The 13977-nt window shown below is 72.5% G+C and carries 15 protein-coding genes; 8 read left to right on the top strand and 7 right to left on the bottom strand.

The window, feature by feature from the left end:
- Positions 1 to 3 precede the first annotated feature (3 nt).
- The 6 genes from RM704_RS09855 (at position 4) to RM704_RS09830 (ending at position 5395) form a co-directional block, all read left to right on the top strand.
- Complete coding sequence (locus tag RM704_RS09855; RefSeq protein WP_078937201.1) at positions 4 to 948, top strand: EamA family transporter; 945 nt, start codon at positions 4 to 6, stop codon at positions 946 to 948.
- A gap of 109 nt (positions 949 to 1057) precedes the next feature.
- Entirely contained in the window at positions 1058 to 1723 is a 666-nt protein-coding gene (locus tag RM704_RS09850) for a GntR family transcriptional regulator (protein WP_033528413.1), read from the top strand.
- Positions 1724 to 1789: 66 nt separating this feature from the next.
- Positions 1790 to 2545, top strand: a complete 756-nt coding sequence (locus RM704_RS09845) for a PIG-L deacetylase family protein (RefSeq protein WP_033528414.1) — start codon at positions 1790 to 1792, stop codon at positions 2543 to 2545.
- On the top strand, positions 2545 to 3264 hold the full coding sequence (locus RM704_RS09840; RefSeq protein WP_033528415.1) for a 4-carboxy-4-hydroxy-2-oxoadipate aldolase/oxaloacetate decarboxylase: 720 nt from the start codon (positions 2545 to 2547) through the stop codon (positions 3262 to 3264). Before RM704_RS09845 ends, RM704_RS09840 begins: the two co-directional genes overlap by 1 nt.
- Before the next feature lie 37 nt (positions 3265 to 3301).
- Complete coding sequence (locus tag RM704_RS09835) at positions 3302 to 4390, top strand: 4-oxalomesaconate tautomerase (protein ID WP_033528416.1); 1089 nt, start codon at positions 3302 to 3304, stop codon at positions 4388 to 4390.
- 54 nt (positions 4391 to 4444) lie between these two features.
- The gene (locus RM704_RS09830; protein WP_033528417.1) at positions 4445 to 5395 is read left to right on the top strand and encodes a catechol 2,3-dioxygenase; all 951 of its coding nucleotides are present in this window, start codon (positions 4445 to 4447) and stop codon (positions 5393 to 5395) included.
- A 381-nt stretch (positions 5396 to 5776) separates the two neighbouring features.
- Here RM704_RS09830 and RM704_RS09825 read toward each other — a convergent pair whose 3' ends face one another.
- Positions 5777 to 6733, bottom strand: coding sequence for an alpha/beta hydrolase (locus RM704_RS09825; protein WP_033528418.1), 957 nt, complete (start codon positions 6731 to 6733; stop codon positions 5777 to 5779).
- 78 nt (positions 6734 to 6811) lie between these two features.
- Here RM704_RS09825 and RM704_RS09820 point away from each other — a divergent pair, with 78 nt between their 5' ends.
- Positions 6812 to 7330, top strand: coding sequence for a MarR family winged helix-turn-helix transcriptional regulator (locus tag RM704_RS09820; protein WP_192829699.1), 519 nt, complete (start codon positions 6812 to 6814; stop codon positions 7328 to 7330).
- 45 nt (positions 7331 to 7375) lie between these two features.
- Here RM704_RS09820 and RM704_RS09815 read toward each other — a convergent pair whose 3' ends face one another.
- The gene (locus tag RM704_RS09815; RefSeq protein ID WP_033528420.1) at positions 7376 to 8473 is read right to left on the bottom strand and encodes an NAD(P)/FAD-dependent oxidoreductase; all 1098 of its coding nucleotides are present in this window, start codon (positions 8471 to 8473) and stop codon (positions 7376 to 7378) included.
- Positions 8474 to 8606: 133 nt separating this feature from the next.
- Between RM704_RS09815 and RM704_RS09810 the strand changes: the two genes are divergently transcribed.
- Complete coding sequence (locus RM704_RS09810) at positions 8607 to 9095, top strand: phosphatase domain-containing protein (protein ID WP_033528421.1); 489 nt, start codon at positions 8607 to 8609, stop codon at positions 9093 to 9095.
- A 36-nt stretch (positions 9096 to 9131) separates the two neighbouring features.
- Here the strand turns inward: RM704_RS09810 and RM704_RS09805 are convergent, their stop codons facing one another.
- The 5 genes from RM704_RS09805 to egtA form a co-directional block, all read right to left on the bottom strand.
- Complete coding sequence (locus RM704_RS09805; RefSeq protein WP_033528422.1) at positions 9132 to 9347, bottom strand: dodecin; 216 nt, start codon at positions 9345 to 9347, stop codon at positions 9132 to 9134.
- A 207-nt stretch (positions 9348 to 9554) separates the two neighbouring features.
- Entirely contained in the window at positions 9555 to 10517 is a 963-nt protein-coding gene (gene egtD, locus RM704_RS09800) for an L-histidine N(alpha)-methyltransferase (protein WP_033528423.1), read from the bottom strand.
- Positions 10514 to 11323 (bottom strand): ergothioneine biosynthesis protein EgtC, encoded by an 810-nt coding sequence (gene egtC, locus RM704_RS09795; protein ID WP_033528424.1) that lies wholly within the window; start codon positions 11321 to 11323, stop codon positions 10514 to 10516. The genes egtD and egtC overlap by 4 nt, the downstream gene beginning before the upstream one ends.
- Positions 11323 to 12669 (bottom strand): ergothioneine biosynthesis protein EgtB, encoded by a 1347-nt coding sequence (gene egtB, locus RM704_RS09790; protein ID WP_033528425.1) that lies wholly within the window; start codon positions 12667 to 12669, stop codon positions 11323 to 11325. The genes egtC and egtB overlap by 1 nt, the downstream gene beginning before the upstream one ends.
- A complete protein-coding gene (gene egtA / locus RM704_RS09785) occupies positions 12666 to 13940 on the bottom strand; it encodes an ergothioneine biosynthesis glutamate--cysteine ligase EgtA (protein WP_033528426.1) in 1275 nt (424 codons plus the stop codon). The genes egtB and egtA overlap by 4 nt, the downstream gene beginning before the upstream one ends.
- Positions 13941 to 13977: the final 37 nt, after the last annotated feature.

Raw genomic sequence — 13977 nt, 5'->3', positions numbered from 1 at the left:
CTCATGGACACCGCCGCCCGCTCCGCCGCCGGCCCCGCGCCCGCCCCCTCCGGTTCGCTCCCCGTGCCTGCCGCCACGGCTCCGGCTCCCGCTCCCGGCTCTCCTCCCGAGTGGGGTGGCTCGCGACTGGCCGGTGTCCTCACCATGGTCGGCTGCGGCGTGTCCAACCAGGTCGGGGCCGCCCTCGGGTCGCTGGCCTTCCCGGTGCTCGGGCCCGCCGGGGTGGTCGCGATCCGGCAGTACGTCGCCGCGGTCGTCCTCGTGACCGTCGGCCGGCCACGGCTGAGGTCCTTCACCGCGCGGCAGTGGTGGCCGGTGGTGCTGCTGGCGCTGGTGTTCGGGACGATGAACCTGTCGCTGTACACGGCCATCGACCGCATCGGCCTGGGGCTCGCGGTGACCCTGGAGTTCCTCGGCCCGCTCGCCGTCGCCCTGGCCGGCTCGCGCCGCCGGATCGACGCGTGCTGTGCGCTGATCGCCGGTCTGGGCGTGGTCACCCTGATGCGACCGCGGCCCTCCGCCGACCACCTCGGCATGGGCCTCGGCCTCCTGGCCGCCGTCTGCTGGGCGTCGTACATCCTCCTCAACCGCACCGTCGGCCGTCGTATCCCCGGCGTGCAGGGCTCCGCGGCGGCAGCGGGCCTGTCCGCCCTCGCCTTCCTGCCCGTCGGTGCCGTCGTGGTCGTGCGGAACCCGCCCACCGTCGGGGCCCTCGGTTACGCGGTGGCCGCCGGGGTCCTCGCCTCGGCCGTGCCGTACCTCGCGGACGTGTTCACCCTGCGCCGTGTGCCCGCCCAGGTGTTCGGGCTCTTCATGAGCGTCAATCCCGTCCTGGCCGCACTGGCGGGCTGGCTCATGCTCGGGCAGGAGCTGGGCGGGGTCGAGTGGGCGGCGATCGGAGCGGTCGTCGCGGCGAACGCGCTCAGCATGCTCGTGCCGCCCCGCTGAGCGTGCGCATGGCCGCCCGGTCGCCGGAGGACTCTGTGAGAACAAAATTGTTGACAATCTTGTTGACCTAGATTTACGTTCGACAGGCACTCACTCAGGGAGGGCGCGCATGCAGGAGGAAGCCCGTCCGGGCACCGGGGAGCAGGCCAAACAGCTCGCGCTGGCGAAGCTGCGGCAGGCGATCCTGCACGGCGAGATGGCGCCGGCCCAACGGCTGGTGGAGAACGAACTCGCCGAGCAGTTCGGTGTGACACGGGCCAGCATCCGCGCGGCACTGATCGATCTGGAGGCCGAAGGGCTGGTCGAGCGGATCCGCAACCGCGGCTCGCGGGTGCGGGTGGTGACCGTGGAGGAAGCGGTCGCCATCAGCGAGTGCCGCATGGTGCTGGAAGGGCTGTGCGCGGCGAGGGCGGCCACCGTGGCCACCGACGACGAACTCGCCGAACTGGCCGACATCGGCACGGCGATGACCAAGGCCGTGGCCGACGGCGAGCCGGTGACGTACTCCGAGCTGAACCAGCGTCTGCACGCCCGCATCCGGGAGATCTCCGGTCAGCGGGTGGCGGTGGAGCTGCTGGAACGGCTCAACGCCCAGCTGGTGCGCCACCGCTTCCAGCTCGCGCTGCGGCCGGGACGGCCCCAGCACTCCCTGGGTGAACACCTGGCCATGATCGAGACGATCACGGCGAGGGACCCGCGGGCGGCCGAGGAGGCCGTCCGCGCCCACCTCACGAGCGTGATCACCGCGCTGCGCGAAGAGCGCGTCGCCTCCTGAGCGCTCCGGGGTGGCACCACAGGCCTGACCGGCCTGTCCGGTCCGTCCACCGAGGAGACCCATCAGATGACCGACGGCACGGCCCCCGCCCCCGCCCCACCCCGATCGACCCTCGTCGTCACCGCGCACGCGGGGGACTTCGTCTGGAGGGCCGGTGGCGCCATAGCCCTGGCGGCCTCGCGCGGGGAGCGGGTCACCATCGCCTGCCTCACCTTCGGTGAGCGCGGCGAGTCCGCCAAGGCCTGGCGCGAGGGCAGGACGCTCGACGAGATCAAGGCGATCCGCCGGGAGGAGGCCGAGAAGGCCGCCGCGACCCTCGGCGCAGCCATCGTCTTCTTCGACGCCGGCGACTATCCGCTGACCGGCACCCCGGAACTCACCGACCGGCTGGTCACCGTCTACCGCGCGGCCCAGCCGGACGTCGTCCTCACCCATCCGCTCGAGGACCCCTACAACGGCGACCATCCGGCCGCCGCCCGCATGGCCCTGGACGCCCGGGTCCTCGCCCAGGCCATCGGCTACCCCGCCGAGGGTGAGATCATCGGTGCCCCGCCGGTGTTCTTCTTCGAGCCGCACCAGCCCGAGATGTGCGGGTTCAAGCCGGAGGTCCTCCTCGACATCACCGAGGTCTGGGAGACCAAGCGCAAGGCCATGGAGTGCCTGGGCGCCCAGCAGCACCTGTGGGACTACTACACCGACCTCGCCGTACGCAGGGGAGTCCAGCTCAAGCGCAACGCGGGCCCCAACCTGGGCCTCGCGCACAGGACCATGGCCGAGGCGTACATGCGTCCCTACCCGCAGGTCACGGAGGTGTTGGACTGATGGGCGGGGTGATCGTCACCAACCCGCCGAAGGCGGACGCCGAGGATGTCGAGGCGATCGGCCGGTACGGCGTCGCCACCGTCCACGAGGCGATGGGCCGCACAGGTCTGCTCGGCACCCACCTACGCCCGATCCAGCGGGACACCCGCGTCGTCGGCACCGCCGTCACGGTCCTCTCCTGGCCCGGCGACAACCTCATGATCCACGCGGCGGTCGAGCAGTGCGGCGAGGGCGACATCCTCGTCGTCACCACCACCTCGCCCTCCACCGACGGCATGTTCGGCGAGCTCTTCGCCACCGCCCTCCGGCGGCGCGGCGTACGCGGCCTGGTCATCGACGCCGGGGTCCGGGACACCGCCGAACTCCGCGCGATGGGCTTTCCCGTCTGGGCCGCCGCCGTCAGCGCACAGGGCACGGTCAAGGCCACCGGAGGCTCCGTCAACGTGCCGGTGGTCGTCGGAGGCCGGCCCGTCCACCCCGGCGACGTGATCCTCGCCGACGACGACGGCGTGGTCGTCGTCCCCCGGTCGCGGGCCCGCCGGACGGCCGAGGCGTCCGCGGCCCGCGAACAGAAGGAGGCCGCCTCCCGCGCCGCCTTCCTCGACGGCCAACTGGGCCTGGACCGCTACGGGTTGCGCGAGACGCTCGTACGCCTCGGGGTGACCTACCAGTCGTACGAGGAGTACGAGGAGTACGAGAGCGAGCGTGCCGAGTCGTGAGGCCGTACCCGGTGAGCGTCGGCGGAAGGACCCGGCGGTGACCGGGTGGCCCGAGGGGATCCGCTGCATGCTGATGCGCGGCGGCACCTCCAAGGGCGCCTACTTCCTCGCAGGGGACCTGCCCGACGGCGCGGCTGACCGCGACGAGCTGCTGCTGCGCGTCATGGGCAGCCCGGACCCGCGCCAGATCGACGGCCTGGGCGGGGCCCACCCCCTGACCAGCAAGGTGGCCGTGGTGTCCGCCTCGGCCGACCCCGAAGCCGACGTCGACTATCTGTTCCTCCAAGTCGGCGTCGAGAAGGGCGAGGTGAGTGACCGTCAGAACTGCGGCAACCTGCTCGCCGGGGTCGGCCCGTTCGCCGTCGAACGCCGACTGGTGACCGTCGGCGAGCCGGAGACCTCCGTCCGCGTCCGCATGATCAACACCGGTGACCTCGCCGTCGTCACCTTCCCCACCCCCGGCGGCCGCATCGCGGTCACCGGGGACGCGGAGATCTCCGGGGTGCCGGGGACCGCCGCGCCGGTGGTGATCGAGTTCCCGCCGGGCGGCCGCCCGCTGCTGCCCACCGGCAACACCCGGGACGTCGTCGCCGCCACGGAGGTGACCTGCGTGGACAACGGCATGCCCACCGTGCTGATCCCCGCCGCCGTCCTCGGCGTCACCGGCGACGAGGCGCCCGGGGACCTGGAGAGCGATGCCGCCCTGGCCGACCGGCTGCGCGAGATCAGACGGGCGGCGGGGCCACTGATGGGGCTCGGCGACGTCGAGCACACCACCGTGCCCAAACTCTGCCTGCTCGCCCCACCCCGGTACGGCGGCGCGGTCGCCACCCGCACCTTCATCCCGGCCCGCTGCCACACCTCCATCGGTGTGCTCGGCGCCGCGAGCGTGGCCGCGGGGCTGCGCGTCGAGGGCGGAGTCGGAGAGGGGATCGCCCGACTGCCGCCCACCGGTGACCGCTTGCGCATCGAACACCCCACCGGCTTCCTCGACATCGAGGCCCAGGTGACCCACAGCGTCGACGGCAGGTTCTCGGCGCGCCGCACGGCCGTCGTCCGCACCGCCCGCAAGATCTTCGACGGCACGGTGTTCCCCCGGCCCGGCGACCCCGCCCCGCGCCCCTGACCTGGCCTCCCACCCCTGACCCCGCAGCGCCCCACGCCCCCCAAGGAGTCACCGATGACCCCGCCGCTCGGCGACATCGCCCACCTCGGCCATGTCGAACTGCTCACCCCCGACCTCGACGGCAGCCTCTGGTTCTTCACCGAGATCCTGGGCCTGACCGAGAACGGCCGCTCCGGCGGCTCGGTCCATCTGCGGACCTGGGACGACTACGAGCACCACAGCCTCACCCTCACCGCCCACTCCACCAACGGCATCCGCCGCACCGCACTGCGCACCTCCGGTGAGGAAGCCCTGCGGCGCCGGGTCAAGGAACTGGAGAGCACCGGCCGCGCGGGCCGCTGGGTCGAGGACGAACCGGGCATCGGCCCGCTGTACGTCAGCACCGACCCCGACGGCCACGAGATCGCCCTGTACTGGGAGAGCGAGTGGTACGAGGCGCCGGCCGAGCTCAGGCCGGGCCTGAAGAACCAGCCGCAGGCCAAACCCGGGCACGGCGTCGGCGTGCGCCGCCTCGACCACGTCAACTTCCTGGCCTCCGACGTCGAGGCCAACGCCGCCTTCACCCGCGAGGTGCTCGGCGCCCGCGCCACCGAACAGATCGTCCTCGACACCGGGAAGGTCGCCGCCCAGTGGCTCACCTTCACCAACAAGTCGTACGACGTCGTCTACACCGAGGACTGGACCGGCTCACACGGCCGACTGCACCACATCGCGTTCGCCACCGACACCCGCGAGGACATCCTGCGGGCCGCCGATCTCTGCCTGGACCAGGGCGTGTTCATCGAGACCGGCCCGCACAAGCACGCCATCCAGCAGACGTTCTTCCTCTACGTCTACGAGCCCGGCGGCAACCGGATCGAGCTGTGCAACCCGCTCACGCGGCTCGTCCTCGCCCCCGACTGGCCGCTCATCACCTGGACCCAGGCGGAACGCGCCAAGGGGCAGGCGTGGGGCCTGAAAACCATCGAGTCGTTCCACACACACGGCACCCCGCCGGTCGACTGACGGGCAACGATGTCCCCCTCCCCGTCCCCGATCTTTCCTGCCCCGATTCGGCGCACCGCGCGTCTCGGCGATCTGGTGCGCGCTGACCGCCGCCGGGGTCTTCCGGCTCAGTGCCCGGATGTCGCTGGGCGTGACCTTCCTGGCCGCCTTCCTCACGGCCCCTGGCTCGGCGGCCGGCTGCTCGCCGCGGGCGACGGCGACCGGGGCTTCACCGCCTTCGCACTCGCCGGTGTCTCCTCCACGGTCACAGCCTGCATCGGCAGCGCCTCCCTGCGCACGTCCCGCCGTGCCACCCGGTACGAGTCCGCGACATGCCTGACCCGATGGGCTGAACACCGCCGCACGGGCGGGCCCCACCCCGGCGGGGGCCCGCCCCGCCCCCTACAGCGTCTCCTCGGCCGCCCCTCCGTCGAAGGCCTGCCGCACGCGCGCGGCGATCAGTGGGTAGACCTCGCGGGCCCGGGCCTCGTCGTTGGTGTCGTAGCCGTGGTCGGCGCCGCTTACGTCGTGGTGACCGACCAGGGCCCCGGCGGTGCGGAGCCGGTCGGCGTAGGCGACGCCCTCGGCCTTGAGGAGGTCGAACTCGGCGGTGACGACGAAGGCCGGGGCGATGCCCCTGAGATCAGCCGTGTCCGAGGGGTGCGCCGGTGAGACCAGCCGGTCGGCGCGCCGCTTCGGGTCCGGGATGTACGCGCTGTCGAAGACGTCCGCCATCCATGGCCGCAGCATCGGCTTGGCGATCGCGGCCCGCTTGTCGCGGGCGGCGGTGGCGAGGTCGAGCGGCGGGTAGTGCAGCACCTGGAGCGCGATCGAGGGGCCGCCCTCCTCCAGGGCCTGGCGGGCCACCGCCGCCGCGAGGCCGCCGCCCGCGCTCTGCCCGCCCACCGAGAGCCGTGCGCCGTCCCAGCCGTGCTCGCTCCCATGCCCGGCGACCCAGCGCACGATCTCGTACGCCTGCCGGGGCGGCGCCGGGAACGGGTGCTGTGGGGCGACCACGTAGTCCACGTTGAGCACGGCCGCGCCGGCCTCGACGGCTATGCACCGGCACAGCGCGTCGTCCAGCTCGATCTGGGGCATGACATAGCCGCCGCCGTGGAAGTTGACGTGGACCGGCGGGGGGACAGTGTCCTCGGCGGTGGGCAGGTACAGCACGGCGCGGGCCGGGCCGTAGGCGGTGGGGACGGTCAACTCGCGGGTGGCGCAGGCGTACTCGGGCAGCCGGGCGCGCCATCCGGCGGCGGAGCCCGGCCCACGGGACCGGCCGCTCGCCACTGACGCGATACGCTGCATCGCCTTGGCCGCGAAGGCGGCCACCGCCGGGCGGGCGAGAAGGGACATGGGGCTCCGTTCGGTCGCGGGGGTACCCCGGGCCATGAATTTACTTGAGTCAGGCAACAAGATGGTAAAGTAGCTCCCATGTCCCCATCACCGCTACCCTCCGACCCCGCCTCGGCGGAAGTGATCGAGATCGAGCGAGCCCTCACTCGCATCACCTACCTCAGCACCCGGGCGCGGGCCCACGAGCGCCTGATGAGCCTGGCCGGCGTGCCGCTGGACCGTGCCGCCGTGGCGCTGCTGCGGCAGATCGCCGACTCCGAGCCGCTGCGCCCGGGGGAGCTGGCCAACCGGCTCGGTGTCGAGGCCTCCCATGTCACCCGCCAGGTGCAGCAGCTCCAGAGGACCGGCTACGTCACCCGCGTACCGGACCCGGACGACCGCCGCGCCCAGCGCATCGAGCTGACGTCGGCCGGTGAGGAGGCCATAGGACGCATCCGCGAGGCCGGCGTGCGTGGCATGCAGATGGCGCTGTCCGAGTGGTCCCCGGAGGAGCTCCGGCAGCTCGCGGGTCTCTTCCACCGGATGGTCGACGACTTCCTCACGCATGCGAACGACCTGGTGGAGCAGGAGGCGGCGGGACCGGTGCGGGCCGACTGACGGGGTAAGCCCACGCACCCGTGCCCGACCCGCGACGCTCGACCCTCAATAGCCCAACTGCTTGCGCACATACGGCGTCATCAGCGTCTTCGCCTTCGCCAGCGTGGACGTCCGAGCCCCCAGCACGGCCGTCTCGCCGCCCGGCACCGGCAGCAGCGTGATCCCGTCGGCCGAACCGAGAGGGACGATCAGCGGGGTCCGCCGGATCGGCCGGTACAGTCGCGGTTCCTTACGGTGCTTGCCCGAACTCCCCAGATAGGAACGGATGTTGTGGGCGGCGATGTCGGCCTGGGCGAACGCGACGGGGGAGACCTTCTGCTCGCTCACATCGTTCACGTCGCCGACCGCGAACACGTCGAGGCGCCCGTCGACCCGTAGCATCCGGTCGACCTTGACCTGCCCGGCCGCGTTCAGCCACGCCCCGTGCCCGGCCAGCCGCAGCCAGAGCGTGTTCGGCGTGGTGCCGTTGGCCCAGAACGCGAGGTCCGCCTCGACGAGCCCGCCCCGGCCGTCCCGGTAGGTGCCGAAGTCGGGCCCCTGGGAGACGAACGTGTCGAGCCTGACCTCCACGTCGTGCGACTCCAGCCAGGTCAGGGCCCGTCGTCCCGCCCACTTGCTGCCGGTGGAGCTGAGCAGTTCCGATCCCGCGTGCGCGAGGGTGACCCGCGCGTCCGGCCGGGCCAGCCGGACCTCGGCGGCGAGCTCCACACCACCGGGCCCGCCGCCGACGATCAGGACGTGCTCGGCGGCCGCCACGTTCTCCTGGTACGCGGCGAACGTCTTGCCCGCCTCCTCGGGAGTGGTGCCGAGGAAACGCGCCGGCTCGGGATAGTCCGCGCCGGTCGCGATCACCACCACGTCGTACGGCAGCCGCTCACCCGTGGCGAGCTTCACCTGCCGCTCGCCGGTGTCGATGTCGACCGCCTTGCCGACGACCACACGGCCGTGGCGCAGCAGTCGGTCGTACGGGATGAAGGGGGTGGTCGTCCATGCCTCGCGCACGCCCGCGCGCAAGGCGGCGATGCGGTGGAAGAAGACCTCCTTGCGGTCCACGAGGGTGACCCGTGCGATCTCGTCCAGTTGTCTGGCGAGGCGGATGCCGCCGTATCCGCCGCCGATCACGATCACTTCGCCGTCAGGCACGCCGATTCTCCTGTGCTGGGTGGGGGGAGATGACGACCTTAACGTTTGAAACCTCAAGCTGCTGGCGGGCTTCGTGGTTGTTGTGTGAAGCGACGGCGGACGACACGAGTCAGCCGCTGCCTAGGCTGGTGCCGTGACCGACAACGACCGGCCCCTCGCCGTATTCGACCTCGACAACACCCTCGCCGACACCGCGCACCGGCAGCGGTTCCTGGAGCGCAGCCCGCGCGACTGGGACGCGTTCTTCGCCGCCGCGCCACAGGATCCGCCGCTGGCCGAGGGCGTGGCGCTCGCCCGGGAGAGCGCCGAGGAGTGCGAGGTCGTGTATCTGACCGGGCGCCCCGAGCGCTGCCGCCGCGACACCGTCGACTGGCTGGCGGCGCAGGGGCTGCCCGAAGGGCGGATCTGGATGCGCCGGAACAACGACCGCAGGCCCGCCCGCCGCACCAAGCTGGAGATCCTCCGCGACCTCGCCCGGACCCGCGAGATCCGCGTCCTCGTGGACGACGACGAACTGGTCTGCGAGGACGCGGAGCGGGCGGGCTTCACGGTCGTACGGGCGCGCTGGGCCGCGGCCTCCGCCGCGCTGAAGGTGGCGCAGGAACGGGAGGGCCGGACCTGAGGGCCGGAGCCCTACGGGCCGGGCCGCCCCGGTCCGTCACTCCGCCTCGTCCAGCCGGAAGCCGACCTTGAGGCCGACCTGGTAGTGCGCGATCTGCCCGTCCTCGATGTGCCCCCGGACCTGCGTCACCTCGAACCAGTCGAGGTTGCGCAGGGTCTGGGCGGCGCGGGCGACACCGTTGCGAATGGCGTGGTCGACGCTCTCGGCCGAACTGCCGACGATCTCGGTGACCCGGTACACGTGGTCGGTCATGCGGGTTCTCCTTGTCGCGTGCTCCACCGGTGGCCGATACGCCACACGTCACTCCACGGTGCCCCAGGTCGCCCGACGGCGCGAGAGATGCCGGGCGGGTGCGGGTGAGTGGGTTGGAAAAGCAGGGGCGCAGCCCCGCTTTTCAGGGGCGCGGGGAACTGCGCGACCAGCCCCCACGCACCCGCACCCGACAACGCACCCCTCCCCCTACCCCGCCCCACTCAACGACAGCGCGAACCGCCCCTCCTCATCCGTCCACCAATGCGTCAACTCCAGCCCGACAGAAGCCAGTTCGTCCCGAACCCCCTCCTTGCGGAACTTCGCGGACACCTCGGTCCGCACTTCCTCCCCGGCCTCGAAATCGACCGCGAGATCCAGCGCGGGGATCTTCACCGTCTGCGCCGTACGGGACCGCAGCCGCATCTCGATCCACTCGCACTCCGCGTTCCAGAGGGCGACATGGTCGAAGGCGTCGGGGTCGAAGTCCGCCCCCAGCTCCCGGTCGACCACGTTGAGCACGTTCTTGTTGAACTCGGCCGTCACCCCGGCCGCGTCGTCGTACGCGGCGACCAGCACCGCCTCGTCCTTGACCAGGTCCGTGCCCAGGAGCAACGCGTCACCCGGCGCCAGCAGGGCCCGTACGGCGCCCAGGAACGCGGCGCGCTCCGCGGGCACCAGATTGCCGATGGTGCCGCCCAGGAACACCACCAGACGCGGCCCCGGCGTCTCGGGCAGGTCGAGCCCGGCGGTGAAGTCGGCGATCAGGGCGTGCACATTCAGCCCCGGCCGCTCGGCGACCAGCGCCTCGCCCGCCTGCCGCAGGGCGCTCTCGCTCACGTCGACCGGCACATAGGTGTGCAGGCCCGGCATCGCGTCCAGCAGGTGCCGGGTCTTGTCGGAGGAGCCGGACCCCAGCTCGACCAGGGTGCGCGCGCCGCTCGCCGCGGCGATCTCGCCCGCCCGGCCGACGAGGATCTCCCGTTCGGCACGGGTCGGGTAGTACTCGGGCAACTCGGTGATCCGCTCGAACAGTTCACTGCCGCGCGCGTCGTAGAACCACTTCGGCGGGAGTGTCTTCGGGGCGCGGGTCAGGCCCTCCAGGACATCGGCGCGCAGGGCCGCGTCGGTGGCGTCCTCGGGCAGGGTGCGGGTGAGGAGGAACGGGCTCACTCGGAAGGCTCCTTCGGCCGTGCGGGGGCGGTCTCGTCGTGCGGGCGGCTGGGTTCCTCCAGCTCCTTGAGCGGGGTGAGCAGGACGTCGTCACGGCTCGCCGCCAGCAGCGTGCGGTCCGGGACCTCCACCCAGTGCGGATCGTCGTCGTACGGCTCGGAGGCCACGACCGTGCTGCGGCCGGGCTCGGCGAGGTACCAGAGCGTGTCGCCCCAGGCCGTCGCGGTGATCGCCTCCCCGTTGGTCAGCAGGAGGTTGAGCCGTGAACCGGGCGCCGCCCGGGCGACGTCGAGGACCGTGTCGGCCAGCGCCTGGCCCTCCTCGTCGCCCGCGCGCAGCCGGTTCAGGACCAGCGCCCACACGAGCGCGGAGTCGTTGCGGGCCTCCATCGACAGCAGCTCCGCGGCGGGCAGCCCGTCCGCGAGATGCCCCAGCGACCGGGGCCAGCCGGCGACCGCCCCGTTGTGGCTGAACAGCCAGGGCCCGGCGGCGTACGGCGCCGCGGCGGCCTCGTTGTCCGCCCCCGGCACCGTGGCGTCCCGCACGGCGGCCAGCAGCGCCCCGGAACGGACCACCCGGGCGAGGTCGGTGAAGGACAGGTCCCCCCAGATGGGCCCGGACCGGCGGTACCGCCCCGGCACGGGGTCCCCCTCGGCGTACCAACCGACCCCGAAGCCGTCGGCGTTGACGGTCCCGTACCGCTGCCGCCGGGGCGCCCACGACTGCCGGAACAGGCTGTGCGGCGGATCCAGCAGAACCCGGCCCAGCGCCGACTGCGGCCCGAGATAAGCGAGATGGCGACACATCAGACGACCTCCGGGGAGGCGTCCCGCGCCGTGCGGAAGCCGCTGAAGATCTGCCGCCGGATCGGGTAGTCCCAGTTGCGGAACGTCCCCCGGCACGCCACCGGGTCCACGGCGAACGCGCCCCCGCGCAACACCTTGTACTCGGGGCCGAAGAACACCTCCGAGTACTCCTTGTAGGGGAACGCCGTGAACCCCGGGTAGGGCAGGAAGTCGCTCGACGTCCACTCCCACACGTCACCGATCAACTGCCGTACGCCCAGGGGCGATTCCCCCGCCGGATAGCTGCCGGCCGGTGCCGGGCGCAGATGCCGCTGCCCCAGGTTGGCCTGTTCGGGCCCCGGATCGGCGTCGCCCCACGGGTAACGGGCGGAGCGGCCGGTGACCGGGTCGTGCCGGGCCGCCTTCTCCCACTCGGCCTCCGTGGGCAGCCGCCGCCCCGCCCAGCGGGCGTACGCGTCGGCCTCGTACCAGCACACGTGCAGCACCGGTTCGTCTGCCGGTACGACCTCGGTGACCCCGAAGCGCCGCCGCAGCCACTGCCGGCCGTCGCGCCGCCAGAACAGCGGCGCGTGGATGCCGTGCGCACGGATGTGGTCCCAGCCCTCGGCCGTCCACCAGCGCTCGTCGTCGTAACCGCCGTCCTCGATGAACGCCTGGTACGCGCCGTTCGTCACCGGTGTGGTGTCGATGTGGAACGCCGGGACGATCCGCCGGTGCGCCGGCCGTTCGTTGTCCAGCGCCCACGGCTCGGTCGAGGTGCCCATCACGAACTCCCCGCCGGGTACGAGGACTTCGGACGGCCCCGTGTACAGCGGGACCGGCTCCGGGTCCGGCGCCGACAGCACGGCGTGGCCCTTGCGCAGCTGATGGGTGATCAGCATCGTCTCGTCGTGCTGCTGTTCGTGCTGGGCGATCATGCCGAAGGCGAAGCCCGCGTCGGTGAGCCGGGTGCCGTGGAAGTCGACGCTCTCCAGCACGTCCAGGGCCCGGCCGCGCACCTCCGCCAGATACCGCCGGGCCTCCTCAGGCGGCAGCAGCGGCAACGAGGGCCGCTCGGCGCGCGGATGCTCGAAAGCGTCGTACAGTCCGTCGATCTCGGGCCGCATCGCCTCCCGCCCGGCGACGTTCCGCAGCAGCCACAGCTCCTCCTGGTTGCCGATGTGGGCGAGGTCCCACACCAGGGGCGACATCAGCGGCGAGTGCTGCGCGGTGAGATCGGGTTCCTCGACGGCGGTGGTCAGGAGCGCGGTGCGGGCCCGGGCCGTGGTCAGCGCCGCCAGCGCGCGCTCCCGGAGTATGTCGGGGTCGGCGTCGGTCGTCGGAGCCGGCGTCTCGGGTGCGGTCATGCGGGGAGGTCCTTCCCGTGCGACAGGTCGAGCACATCGTCGGCGGGGCAGCGACCCCGGGCCACATAGCGGTCGGTGTACGCCGCGACCGCGTCGATCACCTCGGGGCTCGCCCCGAGTCTGGGCAGCGCCTCGGCCGCCGCGGCGAAGCAGACCACCGCCGCCTCCCGCAGTTCGGGATCGGCCAGCCCGTCCCGGGCCGCCGCCTCCCACAGCGGATTGCGCGGTGGCGGTTGCGAACCGGCCCGCTCCGCGAGGGGCTTGACGGTCCGGTACGCGGTCTCGGCGGCCGCCGGATCCTCGAACAGCGCCGCCGTCACGGCGAGCGGCACGATCCACCCGTCCTCGCCCGGCTGCGCGTCGATCATGCGGAACTCCAGATGGCCACGCGGGCGCACCGGCGGGAACAGGGTCGTCAGGTGGTAGTCGAGGTCGGCCCGGCTCGGCGGGCTGTCGGACCGCGTCCACTCCCGGAACGTCATCGCTCCGGGCACGGCCCAGGGGCCCTCGTCGGCCCGGACGCACATCACGGGCGCGTCCAGCACCAGCCGGGCCCACGCGGCGCGCGGGTCGCCGTCCAGCGACGGCGCGTCCGTACGCCCGGGGTCCATGGCGGCCCACAGCGCCTGCCGGGTCGAACGCCAGCCGGTGACCCGGCCGCGCGCCAGCGGGGAGTGCGCGAACGCCGCCACCAGTACGGCGCCGAGCTGGTGCGCCAGCCACCAGCGCCGCTGGTGACCGAGGGGGCCCGGCTCCTCGTACCCGGCGTCGAGACACACCTGCACCGAGGCGGAGGAGCACATCATGGCCCGCCCCTCGGGTCCGAAGCGGTCGAGATAGACCTCCATCGCGTCGTAGCGGGGCTCATGGAGGTAGCGGGTCGGGGGGTTCCAGGGTTCGTGGCCGAAGCCGCTGATGCCGAGACCCGCCTCACGCAGCGTCGCGCGTACGGCGACGAGGTCGGCCGAGACGGACCCGACGCACTCCATCAGGGAGGCGGCCGGCGCCGAGCTGAGCTCCAGCTGGCCGCCGGGCTCGACGGTCAGGGGCGAGTTCAGGGTCAGGGTCCGCAGTGCGGCGTAGGCCGCTTCGAGTCGTGCGGGTGTTGCCGGGAGCCGCGGATCACGCAGCTCGTGGACGTGCCATTCCAGCTCCACACCGAGGGTGCGGGGTGGACCGGTCTTGAAGCAGATGCCCCGTACCAGGGCCTCGACCTCCGCCTCGGTGACCGGGGAGCGGTGCTCCGTACAGCCACTCGTCGAATCTGACATGTCGGGATCCTCCTGAGATGCCATCTCGTCAACCAAG

The organism is Streptomyces gottesmaniae, from assembly GCF_031845845.1.
GTDB classification, from domain to species: domain Bacteria; phylum Actinomycetota; class Actinomycetes; order Streptomycetales; family Streptomycetaceae; genus Streptomyces; species Streptomyces akebiae.
The sequence above is the reverse complement of the archived record's forward strand: the minus strand, read 5'-3'. Positions and strand labels throughout refer to the sequence as shown.